The sequence below is a fragment of the Bradyrhizobium sp. AS23.2 genome (assembly GCF_001908185.1).
In the GTDB taxonomy this organism is placed as follows: domain Bacteria; phylum Pseudomonadota; class Alphaproteobacteria; order Rhizobiales; family Xanthobacteraceae; genus Bradyrhizobium.
Genome location: NZ_LGHM01000194.1, coordinates 1 through 19,418, shown reverse-complemented (window position 1 = coordinate 19,418; position 19,418 = coordinate 1). Strand labels below are relative to the sequence as shown.

16 protein-coding genes and 2 pseudogenes are annotated in these 19,418 nt (G+C 64.8%); 6 read left to right on the top strand and 12 right to left on the bottom strand.

Features of this window, described 5'->3' with window-relative positions:
• Positions 1-42: 42 nt before the first annotated feature.
• Both AC630_RS35410 and AC630_RS35405 read left to right on the top strand, forming a co-directional pair.
• A complete protein-coding gene (locus AC630_RS35410; RefSeq protein ID WP_143198560.1) occupies positions 43-606 on the top strand; it encodes a cytochrome P460 family protein in 564 nt (187 codons plus the stop codon).
• 16 nt (positions 607-622) lie between these two features.
• Positions 623-1,447 carry an SDR family NAD(P)-dependent oxidoreductase gene (locus AC630_RS35405; protein ID WP_074123041.1) on the top strand — a complete coding sequence of 275 codons (825 nt, stop codon included), beginning with the start codon at positions 623-625 and terminating at the stop codon, positions 1,445-1,447.
• A 13-nt stretch (positions 1,448-1,460) separates the two neighbouring features.
• On the opposite strand, the gene AC630_RS35400 is transcribed toward AC630_RS35405, so the two are convergent.
• The 6 genes and pseudogenes from AC630_RS35400 to AC630_RS35375 form a co-directional block, all read right to left on the bottom strand.
• On the bottom strand, positions 1,461-4,970 hold the full coding sequence (locus AC630_RS35400) for a PAS domain-containing hybrid sensor histidine kinase/response regulator (protein ID WP_074123040.1): 3,510 nt from the start codon (positions 4,968-4,970) through the stop codon (positions 1,461-1,463).
• Between the two features lie 284 nt (positions 4,971-5,254).
• The gene (hemA, locus tag AC630_RS35395; RefSeq protein ID WP_074123039.1) at positions 5,255-6,484 is read right to left on the bottom strand and encodes a 5-aminolevulinate synthase; all 1,230 of its coding nucleotides are present in this window, start codon (positions 6,482-6,484) and stop codon (positions 5,255-5,257) included.
• A gap of 400 nt (positions 6,485-6,884) precedes the next feature.
• Positions 6,885-7,946, bottom strand: a complete 1,062-nt coding sequence (locus AC630_RS35390) for an MBL fold metallo-hydrolase (RefSeq protein WP_074123038.1) — start codon at positions 7,944-7,946, stop codon at positions 6,885-6,887.
• A 239-nt stretch (positions 7,947-8,185) separates the two neighbouring features.
• Entirely contained in the window at positions 8,186-10,342 is a 2,157-nt protein-coding gene (locus AC630_RS35385) for a methyl-accepting chemotaxis protein (RefSeq protein ID WP_074123037.1), read from the bottom strand.
• A gap of 170 nt (positions 10,343-10,512) precedes the next feature.
• Positions 10,513-11,239 (bottom strand): annotated as a pseudogene (locus AC630_RS35380) (outer membrane protein).
• Positions 11,240-11,462: 223 nt separating this feature from the next.
• Positions 11,463-11,783, bottom strand: coding sequence for a helix-turn-helix domain-containing protein (locus tag AC630_RS35375; protein WP_074123036.1), 321 nt, complete (start codon positions 11,781-11,783; stop codon positions 11,463-11,465).
• Positions 11,784-12,100: 317 nt separating this feature from the next.
• Here AC630_RS35375 and AC630_RS35370 point away from each other — a divergent pair, with 317 nt between their 5' ends.
• Positions 12,101-12,385 (top strand): hypothetical protein, encoded by a 285-nt coding sequence (locus AC630_RS35370; protein ID WP_074123035.1) that lies wholly within the window; start codon positions 12,101-12,103, stop codon positions 12,383-12,385.
• A 71-nt stretch (positions 12,386-12,456) separates the two neighbouring features.
• Here the strand turns inward: AC630_RS35370 and AC630_RS35365 are convergent, their stop codons facing one another.
• The 4 genes and pseudogenes from AC630_RS35365 to AC630_RS35355 form a co-directional block, all read right to left on the bottom strand.
• Complete coding sequence (locus AC630_RS35365; protein ID WP_074123034.1) at positions 12,457-12,969, bottom strand: PaaI family thioesterase; 513 nt, start codon at positions 12,967-12,969, stop codon at positions 12,457-12,459.
• 126 nt (positions 12,970-13,095) lie between these two features.
• Complete coding sequence (locus tag AC630_RS35360) at positions 13,096-13,305, bottom strand: hypothetical protein (protein ID WP_074123033.1); 210 nt, start codon at positions 13,303-13,305, stop codon at positions 13,096-13,098.
• Positions 13,302-13,475 carry a hypothetical protein gene (locus tag AC630_RS45885; RefSeq protein ID WP_167561343.1) on the bottom strand — a complete coding sequence of 58 codons (174 nt, stop codon included), beginning with the start codon at positions 13,473-13,475 and terminating at the stop codon, positions 13,302-13,304. The genes AC630_RS35360 and AC630_RS45885 overlap by 4 nt, the downstream gene beginning before the upstream one ends.
• A gap of 194 nt (positions 13,476-13,669) precedes the next feature.
• Positions 13,670-13,894: pseudogene (locus tag AC630_RS35355) on the bottom strand (microcin ABC transporter ATP-binding protein); the annotation flags it as partial.
• 150 nt (positions 13,895-14,044) lie between these two features.
• Between AC630_RS35355 and irr the strand changes: the two are divergent.
• Entirely contained in the window at positions 14,045-14,530 is a 486-nt protein-coding gene (irr, locus tag AC630_RS35350) for a Fur family transcriptional regulator Irr (RefSeq protein ID WP_074123032.1), read from the top strand.
• A gap of 137 nt (positions 14,531-14,667) precedes the next feature.
• On the opposite strand, the gene AC630_RS35345 is transcribed toward irr, so the two are convergent.
• Complete coding sequence (locus tag AC630_RS35345; RefSeq protein WP_074123031.1) at positions 14,668-16,218, bottom strand: winged helix-turn-helix domain-containing tetratricopeptide repeat protein; 1,551 nt, start codon at positions 16,216-16,218, stop codon at positions 14,668-14,670.
• Between the two features lie 133 nt (positions 16,219-16,351).
• On the opposite strand from AC630_RS35345, the gene mddA reads away from it, so the two are divergent.
• Entirely contained in the window at positions 16,352-17,140 is a 789-nt protein-coding gene (gene mddA / locus AC630_RS35340) for a methanethiol S-methyltransferase (protein WP_074123030.1), read from the top strand.
• 239 nt (positions 17,141-17,379) lie between these two features.
• On the top strand, positions 17,380-17,802 hold the full coding sequence (locus tag AC630_RS35335) for a GFA family protein (protein ID WP_074123029.1): 423 nt from the start codon (positions 17,380-17,382) through the stop codon (positions 17,800-17,802).
• A 405-nt stretch (positions 17,803-18,207) separates the two neighbouring features.
• Here AC630_RS35335 and AC630_RS35330 read toward each other — a convergent pair.
• The coding region (locus AC630_RS35330) for a hypothetical protein (RefSeq protein WP_074123028.1) at positions 18,208-19,418 on the bottom strand (1,211 nt) is incomplete at its 5' end.

Below are 19,418 nucleotides of genomic sequence, written 5' to 3'. Positions count from 1 at the left end.
GGACCGAGGTTCTTCCTTTCCATCCCAACCTGATCAAGCGTCATGACGACAACCGAAACTGAAAAGAAAAGATTCTCCTTCCCGACGGTGATCGTGCTCGCCATGATCCTTCTCGTCGTTTTCCTGACCTGCGTGCCGTACCTCGTCACGATCGCCCTTGCGGAGGGGCCGGCGGAACGCGCGACAGCCGATGCGTCGCCGATCTTCGGCGTCACGATTCCACAGGGCTACAAGCAGTGGGAGCTGATCGCACCGGCCGAGGAGGCTGCGCCGCTCGACGAGCTTCGCGCCGTGGTCGGCAACCAGACCGCAATCGACGCCTATCAGGCTGGAAAGTTTCCATTCCCTGACGGCACCATTTTGGTCAAGCGCGCCTGGAAGCGGAAGCAGTCACCCGAATTCGCGTCCGCGACGATTCCTGGCGCCGCCACCACGGTGCAGGTGATGGTCAAGGATTCGAAAAAATATGCCGCCACCGGCGGCTGGGGGTTTGGCCGCTTCGTCAACGGCAAGCCGGTCGACGAGGCCCAGCACCGCACCTGCTTCGCCTGTCACGAAGCCCGCGCCAAGAGCCGCGATTACGTCTTCACACGGCTCGCGCCCTGAGCCCCGGGAGACGACGATGTCGAAGACCTGGTTCATCAGCGGCAGCTCGCGCGGTCTGGGGTGGGCTATCGCGGAGGCCGCGCTTGTGGCGGGAGATCGCGTGGTTGCTTCGGCTCGTGACACGGTGCCGCTCGACCCGTTGCTTGAATGCTTCGGCGACAGAGTGCGGCTCGTAGCGCTCGACGTGACCGACGAGGCGGCAGCGCAAGCGGCCATCGGCCTCGCCGTAGAGGCGTTTGGCGGCGTCGATGTGGTCGTGAACAACGCCGGCTATGGCGAACTCGGATCGGTCGAGGACACGAGCCTGGAGTCGTTCCGTCAGCAGATCGAGGTCAACCTGATCGGCACCATCATCGTCACGAAGGCGGCGATCCCTGTGCTGCGTCGGCGGCGCCGCGGACACATCGTGCAGTTCTCATCCGTCGGTGGACGTATCGGTGCTCCGGCCCGCGCGGCCTATTCGGCTGCGAAATGGGGGATCGAAGGCTTTTCGGAATCCCTGGCGCGCGAGATGGCGCTGGTCGGCGTGCACGTGACGATCGTCGAGCCCGGCGGCTTCCGGACCGGCTTTGCGCAGGCCGCGCATGCGACCGGTGAAGGTCGTGCCGACTACGATGCAGTCGTTGGAGCTGCTGTCAGGATGCAGCGCGAGTACGATGGTCGCCAACCGGGTGATCCGGCGAAGGCTGCCACTGTCCTGTTGAAGCTCGTCGATATGGATCGTCCGCCTCTCCGGATTGCGCTCGGCAGCGATGCGGTAAGCGCCATCGCAACGACGGATCGGCAACGCCTCGAGGAACTCGATAGGTGGCGCGCGCTCAGCGTCTCGACCGACTACTGACCTGCCGCGCGCGTTACTCCGCCGCGACCATCTGCTGCGTTCGCCACTGGCCGAGCAGGGCGCGGAGAGAAGCCGGCTTCACCGGCTTGTTGAGCACCGCGATATTCTCCTCACGCGCGGCGACCTGCACGGCGGGGCTGCGGTCGGCGGTGATGAGGATCGCGGGGATGGTGTCGCCGAAGCGGCGGCGGATCTCGCGGATCGCGGCAATGCCGTTGCCACGGTCGAGATGGTAATCGACGAGCAGGCCGGTGACGCGCTTCCCGGCAGCTTCGATCGCGGCGATCGCGCCTTCGGGATCGGCCACCGCGATCACCTCGGCGTTCCAGGCCTTTAGCAGCGTGCGCATGCCGTCGAGGATCGCCGCGTCGTTCTCGATGCAGACGATCAGGGCGCCCGAGATCGGCGTGCGCGCGAGCGGCGTCGCGCTGGTCACGGCGGCGGTGTGGGTGATCGCTTTCGCCGTCGGCACCGTCACGGAAAACACCGAGCCGCCGCTCGGATTACCGTCGATGGCGATGCCGTGCTTGAGCACGCGCGCCAGCCGTTCGACGATCGACAGGCCAAGGCCCAGGCCGCGCGCGATCCGTGCGCCCTGTTCGAGGCGGTGGAATTCCTTGAAGATCTCGCCACGCTTGACCGATGGGATTCCGACGCCGGTGTCGTAGACGCAAATCTTGAGCGAGGCGCCGCGGCGGCGGCAGCCGACCAGCACGCGGCCGCGCGGTGTGTACTTGATCGCGTTGGAGATCAGGTTCTGGAGCAGGCGCCGCAGCAGCAGGCGGTCCGACTCGACCGGCAGCGAGCAGGGCACGAAGGTGAGCTCGAGACCCTTGGCGCGCGCGATCGGCGCGAACTCGATCTCCAGCGAACGCATCAAGTCGGCCATCTTGAAGCTCGAGATCGAGGTCGTCATCGCGCCGGCATCCAGCCGCGAGATATCGAGCAGCGCGCCGAGGATCTCCTCGATCGCCTGGAGCGACTCGTCGATGTTCTCGACCAGCCGCGTCTCCTCGCCGCTGTGCTGGCGTTCGACCAGGCTCGTGACGTAAAGCCGCGCCGCGTTGAGCGGCTGGAGAATGTCGTGGCTGGCGGCGGCGAGGAAGCGCGTCTTGGAGATGCTGGCGTCTTCCGCCGTGCTCTTGGCCCGCGCCAGCTCGGAGTTCAGCCGCGTCAGCTCCTCGGTGCGGTCGCGCACGCGCTTTTCCAGCGTCGCGTTGGCGCGCTCCAGCGCTTCCGCGGCCTCGAATGTCGGCGTGACGTCGGTAAAGGTGATGACGAAGCCGCCGCCGGGCATGTGGTTGGTGAGCACCTCGATCACCATATGGCGTTCCGGCAGGCGCTCGAGATAGGGCTCGCCGTCGGTGGTGTAGGCCGCGATCCGCCGCTCCAGCATGGCTTCGCGCGCGGACGGATCGTCCGGATCGCTCACGCCCATGAATTCCAGGATTTCGCGCAAGGGCGTGCCGAACTGGATGAAATGCGGCGGCACGTTGAGGAGATCGCCGAACTGACGGTTGGAGCAGATCAGTTGCAGGTCGGCGTCGAACACCGCGATGCCCTGGCGCACATGGTTGAGCGCGGTCTGGAGGATCTCGCGGTTGAAATGCAGCGCCGCATGGGAATCGTCGAGCAGTTTCAGCGCGGCCTTCGCGGAGACGGTCCGCTTGCGCAGCAGGAGCGACATCACGAGCCGCGAGGAGGCCGCGCCGATCGAGGAGGCGATCAGGCGCTCGGCGTGCTGCAACAGCTCGAAATCGGCGGGCGCCGCGGGCTCCAGCCGAACGTTGCGTCTTGCGGAGAAGGCTTCGAACGAATGTCGTGCGCGGTCGGGCCCGAGATACTGCGCCACCGTGGTCTGGATGTCCTGCACCGTGACGGTGGTGCGCCAGCGGCGAAAATTCGGGGAGATCGGCGCGAGCGTGTTGGGCACGAACAGATCGGCCTGCACCAGCTCGATGGAAGACGGGTGCCGCGCCAGCGACAGCAGCACATAAGTGAGAATATTGAGCGACAGCGACCAGATAACGCCATGCATCAGCGGCGGCAGGTCGGCGCCGAACAGCGCCTGCGGCCGTAGCGCCTCGATCCCGAACGGACCGTGCTGGAGCAGCAGGATGCCTGAAGTCGAGGTGTCCATGAAGCTCGGGATGAACAGCGTGTAGAGCCACACCGCGAAGCCGACCAGCATGCCGCCGATCGCGCCGCGCGCGGTCGCGCGCCGCCACAGCAATCCGCCGAAGAAGCTTGGTGCAAGCTGGGCGATGGCGGCGAAGGAGAGCAGACCGATCGCCACGAGCTGGGTGTTGCCAAGCGCGCGGTAGTAGAAATAGGCCATCACCATGATGGCGAAGATCGCGAGCCGCCGCGAGCGCAGCAGGAAGTCGCTGAAATCGGCGCCGCCGGTGCGCCCCTCCGGCCGCCGTTGCAGTACCAGCGGCACCACGAGGTCGTTTGAGACCATGATGGAGAGCGCGACGCATTCGACGATCACCATCGCGGTCGCCGCCGACAGGCCGCCGACGAAGACTGCGACGCTGAGGAGTCCCGCACCGCGCTCCATCGGCAGCGCCAGCACGTACATGTCCGGATCGACCACACCGAACGGAAAGATGACGAGGCCGGCGAGGGCGATCGGGATCACGAACAAATTAATGGCGACGAGATAGAGCGGGAACAGCCAGCGCGCGCGGCCGACCTCGGCGTCGGACGAGTTTTCGACCACGCTGACGTGGAACTGGCGCGGCAGCAACATGATCGCGCAGAGCGACAGCAGCGTCATGGTGAGGAAGTTGCCGATCGACGGCGAATACTCGATCGCGCGCACCGCCTCGGGCGTCTTCATCGCGCGCTCGATCAATTCATGCGGCGAGAACATCCAGAAGGTGACGAAGATGCCGGCGGCGATGAAGGCGACCAGCTTGACGATGGATTCGGTCGCGACCGCCAGCATCAGGCCGTGCTGGTGCTCGGTGGCGTCGGTCTGCCGCGTCCCGAACAGCACCGCGAAGGCTGCCATCGCCAGCGTCACCATCAGCGCCATGTCGCCGAGGATCGGGATGTGAGAGAAGGCCTGGTCCTCGCTCAGGATCGTTGCGAGCGAGGAGGCGACCGCCTTGAGCTGGAGCGCGATGTAGGGCACCGAGCCGATGATCGCGATCAGGGCCACGGTGGCCGCCACCGCCTGGCTCTTGCCATAGCGCGCGCCGATGAAGTCGGCGATCGAAGTGATGTTGTGGGCCTTCGCGAGCTGGATCACGCGGCGTAGCACGCCGGCGCCGAGCCCGATCATCAGGATCGGGCCGACATAGATCGCAAGGAAGTCGGTTGAGTTGCGGGTGGCGAAGCCGACCGAGCCGAAGAAGGTCCAGGAGGTGCAGTAGATCGCCAGCGACAGCGGATAGATCAGCCCGGAGGCGCGGCCGGGCCCGGCCGGCGAACGGCGGTCGCCGTGGCTCGCCACCAGGAACAGGAAGCTGATATAGCCGAAGGCGGCGGCGATCACGCCCCAGTCGTGCAACATTGGTCCGTGCGTTCTCCCTGGGCGTGACAGCGCCCGCTCTCATTTTCCCTGCAAATCTAGCGCTTTGGACGGGCGCAAGCGACAGCGAAATGCTGTGTGGGAGCGGGAACTGGGGTTGTCGTTAAGGTGAGACCAGCCCCGCGTCAGACAGTTGCACTCAATCGAGGTGAGGAAAGCGCAACTGTATCGCTCCCTCCCCCCTTGCGGGGGAGGGTTGGGGAGGGGGGGTAGCCCCGGGCTCGATGAGAGTTGGATTTGGGGAAGAGGCGAAGAGGCGAAGAGGCCTACTCCGCCGCCAGCGATTTCTCGCGGAGCGGCAGGCCGAGGCGGTCCCACACTTGCAGCAGGGCGTCGGCGAGCTGATCGATCAGGCCATCGTCGTGATAGGGCGAGGGCGTGATGCGCAGGCGCTCGGTGCCCTTGGCGACGGTCGGATAGTTGATCGGCTGGATGTAGATGCCGTGCTCTTCGAGCAGCAGGTCGGAGGCCTGCTTGCACTTCTCGGGATCGCCGACGAACAGCGGCACGATGTGGGTGTCGCTCGACATCACCGGTAGGCCGGCGGCGTTGAGGATCGCCTTGACGCGAGCGGCGCGGTCCTGGTGGCGCTCGCGCTCCCAGCTCGAGGTCTTCAGGTGCTTGATCGCGGCGGTCGCGGCCGAGCAGATCGCGGGAGGCAGCGCGGTGGTGAAGATGAAGCCCGGCGCGTAGGAGCGCACGGCGTCGATGATCTGGCCGTTGGCGGCGATGTAGCCGCCGAGGCAGCCGAACGCCTTTGCGAGGGTGCCTTCGAGGATGTCGATGCGATGCATGACGCCGTCACGCTCGGCGATGCCGCCGCCGCGCGGGCCGTACATGCCGACGGCGTGGACCTCGTCGACATAGGTCATCGCGCCGTACTTCTCGGCGAGATCGCAGATCTTCGCGAGCGGGGCGACGTCGCCGTCCATCGAATAGAGGCTCTCGCAGGCGATCAGCTTCGGCCGGTTCGGACCCGCAGCCTTCAACAGCTCTTCGAGATGCGCGAGATCGTTGTGACGGAACACGACGCGTTCGCAGCCGGACTGGCGGATGCCTTCGATCATCGAATTGTGGTTGAGCTCGTCCGACACGATCAGGCAGTTCGGAATGAGCTTTGCGATGGTCGCGATGCCCGTCTGGTTCGAGACATAGCCGGAGGTGAAGAGCAGCGCGGCTTCCTTGCCGTGGAGGTCGGCGAGTTCGGCCTCGAGCTGCACCAGCGGATGATGCGTGCCGGCGATGTTGCGGGTCCCGCCGGCGCCGGTGCCGACGCGGGTCGCGGTTTCGACCATGGCCCCGACCACCTTCGGGTGCTGGCCCATGCCGAGATAATCGTTGGAGCACCAGATCACGACGTCGCGCTTGCCCTTGGGCGAGTGCCAGACTGCGTGCGGGAACCGGCCGGCCGTGCGTTCGAGGTCGGCGAACACGCGATAGCGCCGCTCGGTGTGAAGACGATCGAGGGCGGAATTGAAGAACTGGGCGTAATCCATCGGCAAAACCTGAGACGGAACTGACCAAAAGGGACGCATCTTCTTAGAGCTTTTCCAGCTCTAATGTCCATGCGGCTATCCCACATTTGGCTCTGAGGGGCATTTGGGCAAAATGCCCTATCGTGCGATTTGAAACTTGATCCCGATCAAGTTCACGCGAGATGCAATGTTGCTTTGCACAATGCGCCGCAGCGCCGACGGTGTGCCTCCTCGCCCCGCTTGCGGGGTCGAGACGAGCTACGCTCGCTCTGAGAGGGTTGGGTGAGGGGGAGTCTCCAAGGGGATGATGAGAGTTGAACGCGCTGAGAGCCCCCCTCGCCCGCCGCGCGCGAGACGATGCTGCGCATCGCTCGCGGCGCGTCGGCCTCTTCCCGCGTGCGAGGAGAGGCGAAAACCACGCTCAGGTCGTCCTGAACTGGAGCATGCCGTCCTTCGTCTCCGCCGTCAGCCGGCCCTCGACGATCATGTAGTTGACATGGGCGACCAGCTCGCCGGCGGCAAAGCCCAGCTGGTGTTCGTCCAGTACGTGCTTGTTGAAAACGACAGGCACCAATGCGCGCGAGGTCTGCGGCACCTCGCGGCACGCCTCCGCGATCAGGCGGCAGCGCTCCTCGTGGTGGTCGGCGAGCTGCTTGATGCGGGTCTTCAGCCCATAGAACGGCACGCCGTGGCCGGGCAGCACCAGGAGGTCATAGGGCAGGGTGGTGGTAAGGCTTGCGAGCGAGGCCAGATATTCGCCGAGCGAGTTCTGGTCGGGCTCGACCGCCCACACGCTGACATTCGGCGAGATCTTGCTCAGCACCTGGTCGGCGGAGAGAAACAGCTTGTCGTCGGCGCAATACAGCATCACCTGGTCGAGCGCGTGGCCGCCGCCGGTGATCACCTTGAAGCGGCGCGAACCGATGACGACGTCGTCGCCGTGCGAGATGCGGCGGTAGGACGGCGGCAGCACCGAGACGCGCTTGAGATAATCCTGGCCGCGGCCGAGCAGCTTCTCGGTGAGCGACTCGTCCATGCCGTGGCGGCGGAAGAACAGCCGCTGCGCCTCGCGTCGTTCCTCGGTGCCGCGGTTCTGGTGATAGACCGATTGCAGATATTCGACCTGCGACATCACCAGCGGGCATTTGAACCGCTCGACGATCCATCCCGCGAGCCCGACATGATCGGGATGGGAGTGGGTGACGATCAGCCGCGTGATGTTGACGCCCTTCAGCGGACCGTCGAACAGCTTCGTCCAGGCCTCGATCGTCTCCTCGTTGCCGAAGCCGGCATCGACCATCGCATAGCCGTCGCCGTCGGCGAGCAGATAGATGTTCACGTGGTTGAGGCGGAACGGCAATTTCAGCCGCACCCACAACACGCCGGGCCGTATCTCAACGACCTCTTCGGGACCGGGATGCTGTTCCCAGGGGTAGCGCAGGGCCTCAGCCGAGGACTGCGCGGTATCGATTTTTGAATTCATGCTACCGGCTTAAACCGACCGGCCGTGGGGCGCCAGCCGAAAAACTACGCTGGGTGGTCGCTGCATGGCCGTCATACCGGGCGACGTATTTCCGTGTCCCGGTTGGAGCGCGCCAAAAACCGCTGTCATTCCGGGGCGCGCGTGAGCGCGAACCCGGAATCCGGAGATTGTAGCGCGGGATTCTCAGGTGCGCTATTGCGCACCAGAGTTCGCCGCTTCGAGGCGCCCCGGAACGACAATCAGGCCGCCCGCATGTTGTTGAGGAACGCGTCGATCTCTCCACGCAGCATGTCGGCCTCGCGGCGGAGCGCATCCGAGGCGCCCAGCACTTCCGTTGCGGCCGCGCCGGCTTCTGCGGACGCCGTGGAGACGCCGACGATGTTGCTGGAGACCTCGCTGGTGCCGCCGGCCGCATGCTGGATGTTGCGGGCGATCTCGCGGGTGGCCGCGCCCTGTTCCTCGACCGCGGCGGCGATCGTGGTGGTGACGTCGTTGATCTCGCCGATGATGCGGCCGATGCCCTGAATGGCGCCGACAGCCGACGTCGTGACCTGCTGCATGCTGGCGATCTGGGTGCGGATCTCCTCCGTCGCCTTGGCGGTCTGGCTCGCGAGGCTCTTCACCTCGGAGGCAACCACCGCGAAGCCACGGCCGGCCTCGCCCGCGCGCGCCGCCTCGATGGTGGCGTTGAGCGCGAGCAAATTGGTCTGCGAGGCGATGGTCTGGATCAGGTCGACGACGACGCTGATGCGGCTCGCGCTGTCCGCGAGGCTCTGTACCGTGGTGTCGGTGGCGCCGGCCTCGTCGACCGCCTTCTTGGCGATCTCGGCCGAGGTGACCACCTGGCGGCTGATTTCCTGGATCGAGGAGGACAGCTGCTCGGTGCCCGCCGACACGGTCTGGACATTGACCGAGGTTTCCTCCGCGGCGGAGGCGACTGCGTTGACCAGCGCGCTGGATTGGTCGGCGGTGTTCGACATGCTCTGCGCGGTCGACTGCATCGAATTGGCCGACTGCGCGAGATTTTCGAGCGCGGTGCGCACCGTGCCCTCGAACTCGGCGATCTTGGCCTCCAGGCGCGCGGCACGCTCGGCCTTGGCGACACGGTCCTTGTCCTGCTCGCCCGTCAGCGCGCGGGCCTCGATCATGCTCTCGCGGAACACCTGCAGTGTGTTCGCCATCACCGAGATCTCGTCATTGTGGTTCTTCGAGCGGTAGATATCGGTCTCGAGGTCGCCGTTCGCGAGCAGCTGCATCGACTGATGCAGGGCGCCGATCCGGCGCAGGATGTTGCGGCCGACATAGAGCCAGACGAACAGGGCCGAGCCGACCAGCATCAGCGCGCCCAGCGCCAGCATGGCGATGGTGGCGAACGAGATTTCCTGACGGGCCTGGAAGGTCGACGCGTTGGTCTCCTTCTGCACGCCGTCGACGAGCTGCTGCACGCTGATGCCGAGGCCGACATTGAGCTTACGGGTCTCGTCCAGGATGGTCTGGCCGTAATCGATGGAGTCGAGCTCCTTCTGGCGGATCTTGAACACGCCGGTCTTGCCCTCCCCGAAGGCGAGCAGCTTCTGCACGGCGTCGCGCGTCGCCTGCATGGAGGGGATATTCGGCAGGTCCTCGAGGTTCGACTTGACGCGGTCGCGGGTCGCCTTGAACTCCTTCTCGATCGCCTCCAGCGTGTCGCTGTTGTTGGCCGAGAGTGCCGCCATCATGTCGGCGGCCATCAGATTGCCGTTGGCGGAGATCGTCGAGATCTGGGCGACGGTGCGGGCGGCTTCGGTGGCTTCGTCAGCGGAGACTTCCGCGGCGCCGAGGATCGCGTTCAGGCGCGTCTGCGCATCGAGCATCGCAGGACCTGCCGCGCCGACGAAGGCGAGCTGCGCCTTGCGCAGCGCTTCATACTGCTTGTCGTGCAGCGCGCCGGTATCGAGCCGTTCACGTGCGGCCGACACCAGGCTCTGGGTTGCCTCGTCGATGCTCTTGGCGGTGTCACGCAGCGCGTTCGCGGTCTGCTTGTCGGCGCCGAGCTCGATGATCTCGCCGAGCTTGGCCATGGCGAGCTGCTGGATGTCCTTTACGCTCTTGGTGCGTTCGTTCAGTGCCTCGTCGGAGGGCGATGCCAGGAGGCCGGGGCCCTGCGCCGCGAGCGTTGCGCTCTGCGAGGCGAGCTGAAGGCTGGCGGAGAGGCGCGGAATGTCGCGGCCGCTCAGATCCATCATGGTCGCGCCGAGATGATTGAAGACGAAGCCGGCGCCGGCCGCGATCACGAGGCCCATGCCAGCAATCAGCGCGAAGGCCGCGAACAGACTGCCGCGCACACCCCATTTCGGCATCTTGAAGCGAGGCCGAAAACGGCCAAGGAAGCGGCTAAGACTCAGACGGATCGCCATCGAAATTCCCCCACACCCATGATCTCTTAATATTTTCGCGGCGGAGTATCCTTGGGGCGGGTTAAAAAATCGCAAGTTGCACAATCGGTTGCGTCTGTTCCGCACAGCGAAAAAGAAAGGGCCGGCAGAGTTGCCGGCCCTTGATGGCGAAAGAGATTTTTGAGGCGCGATCAGTAGCGCGCGACCGCCGGGCTGGCCCAGTTGAAGCGGTAGTTGAGGCCGGCCTTGACGGTGTGGTCGTCGGTGGTGAAGTTGCCGGTGCCCACCAGCGGGCCTGCGATGAAGTGCGCGTCGCCGAAATTGTAGTACTGGTACTCGGCCTTGGCCGACCAGTTCGGGGCGAACATGTACTCGATGCCGGCGCCGACGGTGTAGCCGTTGCGATGATCGCCATCGATGATGAAGCCGGTCGGCACGCCACCAACCGTCACCTTCTCATTGTTGTCCGAATAGGCGTAGCCGCCCTTCACGTACAGCAGGCCCGGACCCCAGGTGTAGCCGACGCGGCCGGTGATCGAGCCAAGGCCACGCTGGTCGTTGGTGTAGGCAACACCGCCCGGGAACACCGCGCCAACGTTGCCGGAGAGCCAGGAATACTGGCCTTCGACGCCGACCACGAAGTACGGGTTGAGCTGCCAGTCCGCACCGACCTGCACGCCGCCGAGGAAACGGCCGTTGCCGTTGTTGCCGGTGGAGAGGCCGTTGAAATTGTTGTCGCTGGAGAAGGCGCCGCCGAGATGGCCACCGATGTAGAAACCGGTCCAGTTGTAGATCGGCGCGACGTAGGCCGGCGCGGGGGGTCTTGTAGTAGTTGCGCGCTCCGAGATCGGCACCGATCGCCGGCGCAGCCGCACTCACCATGAGCAGCGCAACGGTCGCAAACAGAATCTTCTTCATAGTCTCGAACTCCAACACTTTATCCCCGGCAGGCGCGCTGTCCGCGCCGTCGTTGGTTTTGCAGATAGCTCGCTTTTGAAGAAAATGCTGTCACATCCATGGCACAAGGACAGCCAACCTAACTTATTGGGCTGCAAATGATTTTCGTGCTTAATGGCAGCTTAAGAAATGCTGAAGGAAGGCTTAACTGTGTAGCCTTCGGGTAACTTGCGCGCGTCTGTCGTTAACCAAGACGGCGCCGCACCTCGTCGCGCATCTGCTCGCGGAATGCCGCGCGCTTTGCCGGCCGGTCTTCCTCGCGCACGTCGTGACGATCAAAGATGTCGAACTTCTCCAGGATCGGGTAGCGCTCGCTCGCCATCGCGAGGACGCGCAGCACCTTGGTCGCGGATGGCGTCGGGCCGCTCACCTCCCATCGCCGGATGGTGTCGGCGCCGTCCTTGCCCGTCAGTCCGCAAAGCCTGGCCATGTCGGACGCGGTGAGCTTCCGCCCGAGAGTGTCGGAGAGATCGTCGCGGAGTTGCTTCAGTTCGGGGCCGGTCATGCTGCTTGCGTCCAGGGGGAGCGACTGAAGGCAATGCACTAACGCTGATTCGGGTCCATCCGAAGGCAGGCATGATCATGATAGTGTGTCAGCGCCGGTCGAGCGTCAGCGAGGGGAATTCGCATGCCTGTGTTCAAGCTGCCTCTGTCGGGGGATGTCGTCCAGTCCATCTATCCTTCGTTCTTCAGCCCCACTGGCGGCCAGTTCGGCCTCGTCAACATCACGGTCGTGCACGGAGTTATGAACGGGTGCCTATGGAAATCTTCCGATGAATGAACACATGGCACTAGGGGTTCCTAGCGACGGAGGGATCAGCGATGACAAGCCTCAAACTCGCCATTGCCGTACTCATCACTGCCGGACTGGCGGCCGCTCCTTTCGCGGCTGAAGCAAAGAAGCACCGGTCGAGCCGACATTACAGCACCGGTGTGGTGGCCCCGACCTTTAGCGGCGTCGGATCGCCGGCCGTGCAACCCAGGGCGTCTTACGGCTCGTCCGGACAGTCGGTCGGCACGGTCACGGCGCCGTCGATCGGATCATACAACTGGCCGTCGGTCGGCGTGACCAACGCGGTCCCGACCTGGAGCAACACCACGAGATAGAGGGCGCTCCGGCGAGGTGGGAGCCGATGCCGGTCAGCCGGTGCCCGCCCCGCTGGCTGGGCAACTCAACGTCAGTCTTCCGCGCTGTCCTTTCCAATTCCGAACACGAGGCAGGTCGTCGTCGCGTGCGCCAGCAGCCGGCCCTTTGTATCGGTGATGCGCGCCTCGGCGGTGGCCACGCGGCGGCCGGCATTGAGCACGCGACCCTCGGTGCGGATCACGCCGCTCGCTTCGCTCATGCCGCGCACGAAGGAGATCTTGAATTCCAGCGTCGTATAGCCGGTACCTGCGGGCAGCGTGCTCTGCACTGCAAGGCCCATCGCGGAATCCAGCAGGATCGCGGCATAGCCACCGTGCACCGAGCCGATCGGGTTGTAGTGACGCAAGCCCGGGACGCTATGGATCACGACGACTCCGGGATCGGCGGTGCAGTCGAACGGCTCGACGGTCTGCATGATTGGCGGCTCGGGCAATTGCCGCGCGAAGATCGCGCGGACGAAATCAAGCCCCGACATCGAAGCCATCACCTCGATGGGCACGACGCCGTATTCGGTCGGCTGCTTGCCGGAATTGTCGTCGACCATCGCTCGCCCCCACGTCGCTGTGCGCGGACTTCATCCGGGCATTCCTCATTCTTCGGAAGGAGGCGGGGCCACGTCGAGACCGACAACAAGAATGCATTGAAGCACTTGAGGAGCGGATCTTCGATCCTAAGCGCCCCCGCCGCCCTGTTGACCAAGCACGCAGCGCCATCCCGCCAGGCGCTCGGCCGGATGCTGGTTCATCCATTCGGCGAGTTGCGGCGCGCCCATCAGGCAGGACTGCACCGAGACCTGAGCGAAGTCCGACGTCGTGACGACCTGCTCGTGACAATTGGCAGGAGATGAGAGGCTGCAGAGCACGGCGATGATCTTGATCACGAGAGGTTTCCTACATCGCCGCCGCTGACTGCGCGACTGATCGTTGCGTTGCCCTGCTCCTCGTTGACCGGCTCCGGCGGAAAGATGCTGTCATAGATCGCACGCGCCTCCTTGATGAGGCGCAGTCGCTCGCGCTCCGACCTTGAGACAAACTGAATAACTTCGCCCATGTCGACTCCAAACATTAACTGGTGTCCATCATGAGATGATGGATATCATTCGATCTCGATGTAGGGTGCTGCCCGGTTCTTTGAAACGGCGTGGGCGGTCAAGGCGAATAAAAAGCGCGTGACTGCGCCGCTGCCGGGTCGGAACGGAATACCGAAGGGATGCGAAGTCGGCTGGAACCGGCGAAGCGCCCATCTCATGCCGCCGGCGCGCGCTCTTTGCGCCCTGTCGCCGCCGTGAGCAGCTCGCGCGTATACGCGTGCTCTGGCGCGGCGAAGAGCTGCGCGGTCGGTTTCAGCCGGACGATGGCGCCGCGTTGCATCACCGCGATACGGTCGCAGATTTGGGCTGCGATGCGTAGATCGTGGGTGATGAATAGCATCGAGTGGCCGAGGCGCGCCTTGAGCTCTTTGAGCCGCCGTGGCGGGGAATAAATCGAGCCGCCTTTCGATAGGTCAGATGCAGGGGCCGCTCCGAATTTGATCCGGATCAAAGCCAAGTCGCCGCTTCTGCGATCGAATGGCAACTGGCGGGACGCGGCGTCGCCGATCCCCAAGCCGTGAGGCGATCGATGGACATCCAGGCCACGACTATCCCTTCGGATGACGCGAGCGGCCCGGGCGTCGCCGGACCGGAGCCGCCGCCGGACGAAGGCGTGCAGCGCTGTCTGCAATTGCTGAGCGATGCCGGCTTGCGCCCGACGCGTCAGCGTCTGGCGCTCGGCCAATTGCTGTTCCTGCGCGGCCACCGTCACGTCACCGCGGAAGGGCTTTACGAAGAGGCGCTGGCGGCGAACGCGTACCTGTCGCTCGCGACCGTCTACAACACGCTGAACCAGTTCACTGAAGCCGGCCTGTTGCGCCGGATCGCCGCCGACGGCATCAAGTCGTTCTTCGACACCGACACGTCCGTGCATCCGCACTTCTATCTCGAAGGCGAGGACGTGCTGGTCGACGTCGCCGACGGCCTGACCTTCACCAAGATACCCGAAGCGCTCCCCGGCCACGAGATCGCGCGGCTCGACGTCATCGTCCATCTGCGCCGGAAGCGAAGGTAGCGCCGCCGTGCACCCTCCAGGGGAGGGTTAGAGCGTTTTCGAGCGAAGTGGATACCGGTTCGCGTAAAGGAAACGCGTCAAAACAAAAATCTAGAGCCCCGTTCCGATTCCATCGGAACGAAATGCTTCAAGGGCCCTCACCGCAATCCCGCGCGCCGGAATCCCTCGAGATAGTGCTCGCGATCGGCTTCATTGGCCCATGGCAATTGGGTCGCGATCCAGTGCAGCGAGATCTTGGGCTGGGTGCGGCGGAGCTCGCCCAGCGCCATCTCCGCAAGCATGCTGTCGCCGGTCATGCCGGCGGAGACGGCGAGCACGCGGTAGGCGCCGGTGAGGTCGCCGCGATGGCGGATCGCCTCGCGCGCCAGCGTGATGGCCTCGTCGTAGCGCCGCTCGGTGAAGCGCGCATAGCCGGCGATGCCGTAATAGATCGCCAACGACGGATCGCGCGGTGAGAGCCGGATCGCCTTTTGCGCCGCCTCGAACGAATCTCCCGACCGCCCGGCGTAGGACAGCGCGAGCGCGTAATAGCCCTGGGCCAGCGAGAAGTTCGGATTGAGCGCGAGCGCCTGCTCGAACTCGGACAGCGCTTCGGAAAGCCGTCGTGTCGAGAAGCAGACGCTGCCGAGCGCGGTGTGCGCCCAGGCATCCTCGTGGTCGCAGCGCACCGCGGCGAGCGCGGTGGCCTCCGCGATCGGCGCCGCCGCGGCAAGCTCCGCCCAGCCGAGGTGTACGCCGAACATGTGGCTTGCCGCGAGCACTGACAGTGCCTGGCCGTAATTCGGGTCGATGGAAATGGCGCGCTCGAGCAATGCCTGCGCGGCCTGGTGGTCTTGCCGCGTCACCCGCCAGTAATGCGACAGCGCGCGCATCAACAGGTCCCAGGCGTCGAGGCTCGCGGGAGGTTTGCGGTCGGCGCGAAAATTCTCCGCCGCATGGATCTGGGGCTCGATCGCGGCGACGATCGCGTTGGTGATGTCGTCCTGCACGGCGAAGACGTCGACCAGCTCGCGGTCGTAGCGCTCGGCCCAGAGGTGGCTGCCGGTGGTGGCGTCGTTGAGCTGCGCGGTGATGCGCACCCGGTTGTCCGCCTTGCGCACGCTGCCCTCGACGATGTAGCGGACGCCGAGCTCCTCGGCGATCTGCCTGATGTGGACCGCGCGTCCCTTGTAGGTGAAGGACGAGTTGCGGGCGACCACCATGAACCAGCGCTGCTTCGACAGCGCCGTGAGGATGTCCTCGCTGATTCCGTCGCCGAAATACTCCTGCGCGGGATCGCCGCTCATGTTCTCGAAGGCGAGCACCGCGATCGCGGGACGGTCCGTCACGGCGCGCGCCGGGGCTGGGCCGGGTTCGGCCGGCGCAAGCGTTGCGGCCGATTCTTCCCGGACTTCGCCGACGAAACGAAAGCCCTTGCGCGGAATCGTCTTGATCAGCCGCTGCGTCGCGCCGTCGTCGCCGAGCGCTTTGCGCGCGGCATTGATCCGGCTGTTCAGGGCGGAGTCCGAGACGATGCGGTCGCTCCAGATCTGGCTGATCAGGTCATCCTTGCTGACGACGCGCGCCCGCTGCGCGACGAGGTAATACAAGAGATCGAACACCTGCGGCTGCAGCGGCACGGTTGTTCCGGCGCGGGTCAGCTCGCGCAGGTCGCCGTCGAGCACGTTGTTTTCAAAGAGGAATCGCACGTTTCTGTCGTCTCAAGCAAAAATCAAAGTCGTCTCAGGCGAAAATCAACCGTCCGCGAAAGCCTCGGGCCGTCAGATCCGGCATGGTGCAGCTACCAAACAGTGCCGATGCCTCGGCACAACGGAGCTTTCTATGACCCAAATTGACCATCAGGTTCATTCGATCAGCCCGGAGTTTGCGGGCTCACGCATTTTCAAGTTCCTCGCCTTTCTGTACGGAATTGCGGCATATCTCGTGTTTTTCGTCACCATTCTCTACGCGATCGGTTTCGTGATGGGGCTGGTGGTTCCGAAGACCATCGACACCGGACCCGAGACGCCGACGGCCGAGGCCGTCATCGTCAATCTCCTTCTGATGACGCTGTTCGCCGTTCAGCACAGCGTGATGGCGCGCCAGCGGTTCAAGGCGTGGTGGACGCAGTTCGTGCCCAGGCCGATCGAGCGCAGCACCTATGTGCTGTTCTCGAGCCTGTCATTGCTCCTCCTGTTCTGGCAGTGGCGTCCACTGCCCACGATCATATGGGACGTCCAGGATCCCGATCTTGCCGTGACGCTGGTCACGCTGTCCTTCGCAGGCTGGGTGCTCGTGTTCATCAGCACCTGCCTGATCAACCACTTCGAACTGTTCGGATTGCATCAGGTGACCAATCATCTCGTCGGCAAGGAAGTGACGCCGGCGCGCTTCAAGACGCCGCTACTCTACAAGTTCGTCCGCCATCCGCTCTATCTCGGTTTCATCATTGCGTTCTGGGCGGCGCCGACCATGACCGCGGGCCACCTGCTGTTTGCGGCCGTGACCACGCTCTACATCTTCGTCGGCATCGCGCTGGAGGAACGCGACCTCGTCGATCTCTTCGGCGACGATTACCGGCAGTACAAACAACGGGTGTCGATGCTTATTCCCTGGCGCAGGTCGGCGTGAATATGTGCGCTGCTTTGTCTCTCCGCGCGTCCTCCAAAAGGAGGATGCGGGGAAGGGCGGAGCAGTTCAGCCTTTGATATCCCCCGGGGGTGATTCCCCGTCACCTCGCCCCCTTAGCTCGACCCTCTCAGAGTGAGCGAAGCTCGTCTCGATCCCGCCTTCATCTTCGCCGAGGCTTCGGCGGATAGGGAGCGGGAAGAGAGTAACGATTTCAAACCTTCATCAACGGAGACGACCAAATGAAACATGTCGGAAATTGCTTCTGTGGCGCGGTCACGATCGAGGTCACGGGCGATCCGGCGGCGATGGGCTATTGCCATTGCCGCTCCTGCCGCTCGTGGTCGGGCGGACCGGTGAACGCCTTCAGCCTGTGGAAGCCTGAAGCCGTGCGCATCACCGAAGGCGCCCAGCACGTCGAGACCTTTGCCAAGACGCCGCTCAGCCAGCGCAAATATTGCAAGAAGTGCGGCGGCCATCTCATGACCAATCACCCGCCGCTCGATCTGATCGACGTCTTCACCGCCACCATCCCCACACTCGCCTTCACGCCCGGGGTCCACGTCAATTATGCCGAGACGGTGCTGCCGATGCGCGACGGCCTGCCCAAGCTGAAGGACTTTCCCGCGGAGTTCGGCGGCAGCGGCGAGATGATGCAGGAGTAGGGTGTCCTTCGCCTCTCCCCGCTTGCGGCAGGGCTATCGCATATGAAGAAAAACGTGCCGGGAAGCTCGCCTGCGGCCATCCTTCGAGACGCCCGCCTACGGCGGCCCCTCAGGATGAGGTCACCTTTCGCGGCGAGATATCAAACCCTCATGGTGAGGAGCCCGCCGAAGCGGGCGTCTCGAACCATGCAGGCCGAGCTCGGTCGGCACCCTCTCAACCGTCATATGCGATAGCCCTGCCGCTTGCGGGGAGAGGCCGGATTGCATCGAAGATGCAATCCGGGTGAGGGGGACTCTCCGCGAGTCCAACTGATAGCGCCCCTGCGGAGACTCCCCCTCACCCCAACTCTCTCAGCGCGAGCGAGGCTCGTCGCGGCCCCGCAAGCGGGGAGAGGGAGAAGTTCGTCACTTCATCCCCGCGCGGCGGAATCCTTCCAGATAGTGCGCGCGATCCTCCTCCCGCAGCATCGGGAGCTCGCGCATGATCCAGGCGAGTGAGATGCCGGGCTGGGTGCGGCGCAGGCCTTGCAGCGCGGACGCGGCGAGCACGGGATCGCCCAACATTCCGGCGGCGGCAGTCAGCACGCGATGTGCGCCGACGAAATCGCCGCGCTGTCGCATCGACTCCCGCGCCATCTGCACGGTCGCCTCGTAATTGCGGCCGATGAACTGGGCATAGGCCGCAACGCCGCAATAGATCCCCGCGAGCGGATCGCGCGGACTGAGCTGCAGCGCGCGCCGCGCGGCCGCATCGCCGTCCTGCCATCGTCCCGCGTAGCATAGCGTCACGCCGTAGAAGGCGTGCGCCATCGCGAAATTCGGATTGAGTTTCAGCGCCAGCTCGAACTCCGCCAGCGCGTCGTCGAAGCGGCGGCGGAACAGATAGGTGTAGGCGAGGCCGAGATGGGCCCAGGCGTCCTCGCGATCGGCCACCACCGCCGCGAGGGCTGCGGCTTCCGCGATGGGAACGGTTGCGGCCATGTCGGCCCAGCCCATATGCGCACCGAAGACATGGCTGGTCGCGAACAGGCCCAGCGCCTTGCCGTAGGCGGGATCGATCGCGATCGCCTTTTCGAGCAATCCTTGCGCGGCGCCATTGTCCTCGCGGGTGATGCGCCAGTAATGCGACAGCGCGCGCATCACGAGGTCCCAGGCGTCCAGGCTGCCCGGCGGCTTCTGCTGGGCGCGAAAGCTCTCGGCCGCGTAGAGCTGCGGCTCGATCGCGGCGACGATCGCTTCCGTGATCTCGTCCTGCACGGCGAAGATGTCGGCAAGCTCGCGATCGTAGCGCTCGGCCCAGAGATGACTGCCGGTCGAGACGTCGTTGAGCTGGGCCGAGATGCGCAGCCGCTCGCCGCTTCGCCGCACGCTGCCCTCGAGCACGTAGCGCACGCCGAGCTCGCGCGCGACCTCGTGGATGTGCACGGCACGACCTTTGTAGACGAAGGAAGAGTTGCGCGCGACGACAAAGAACCAGCGCAGCTTCGACAGCGCGGTTATGAGGTCCTCGCTGATGCCGTCGGAGAAATAGTCCTGCTCGCGGTCGCCGCTCATGTTGGTGAAGGGCAGCACGGCGATCGCGGGCCGGTCGGGCAGCGCGAGCGCAGCCGGCGGCG

What these genes read in the sequence shown, in the direction of transcription:
- AC630_RS35335 (WP_074123029.1), top strand. Translation starts at nt 17,380, where the DNA reads ATGAAACATGTCGGAAATTGCTTCTGTGGCGCGGTCACGATCGAGGTC.
- mddA (WP_074123030.1), top strand. Translation starts at nt 16,352, where the DNA reads ATGACCCAAATTGACCATCAGGTTCATTCGATCAGCCCGGAGTTTGCG.
- AC630_RS35390 (WP_074123038.1), bottom strand. Translation starts at nt 7,946, where the DNA reads ATGAATTCAAAAATCGATACCGCGCAGTCCTCGGCTGAGGCCCTGCGC.
- irr (WP_074123032.1), top strand. Translation starts at nt 14,045, where the DNA reads ATGGACATCCAGGCCACGACTATCCCTTCGGATGACGCGAGCGGCCCG.
- AC630_RS35370 (WP_074123035.1), top strand. Translation starts at nt 12,101, where the DNA reads ATGACAAGCCTCAAACTCGCCATTGCCGTACTCATCACTGCCGGACTG.
- AC630_RS35410 (WP_143198560.1), top strand. Translation starts at nt 43, where the DNA reads ATGACGACAACCGAAACTGAAAAGAAAAGATTCTCCTTCCCGACGGTG.
- AC630_RS35400 (WP_074123040.1), bottom strand. Translation starts at nt 4,970, where the DNA reads ATGTTGCACGACTGGGGCGTGATCGCCGCCGCCTTCGGCTATATCAGC.
- AC630_RS35405 (WP_074123041.1), top strand. Translation starts at nt 623, where the DNA reads ATGTCGAAGACCTGGTTCATCAGCGGCAGCTCGCGCGGTCTGGGGTGG.
- hemA (WP_074123039.1), bottom strand. Translation starts at nt 6,484, where the DNA reads ATGGATTACGCCCAGTTCTTCAATTCCGCCCTCGATCGTCTTCACACC.
- AC630_RS45885 (WP_167561343.1), bottom strand. Translation starts at nt 13,475, where the DNA reads ATGGGCGAAGTTATTCAGTTTGTCTCAAGGTCGGAGCGCGAGCGACTG.
- AC630_RS35385 (WP_074123037.1), bottom strand. Translation starts at nt 10,342, where the DNA reads ATGGCGATCCGTCTGAGTCTTAGCCGCTTCCTTGGCCGTTTTCGGCCT.
- AC630_RS35365 (WP_074123034.1), bottom strand. Translation starts at nt 12,969, where the DNA reads ATGGTCGACGACAATTCCGGCAAGCAGCCGACCGAATACGGCGTCGTG.
- AC630_RS35375 (WP_074123036.1), bottom strand. Translation starts at nt 11,783, where the DNA reads ATGACCGGCCCCGAACTGAAGCAACTCCGCGACGATCTCTCCGACACT.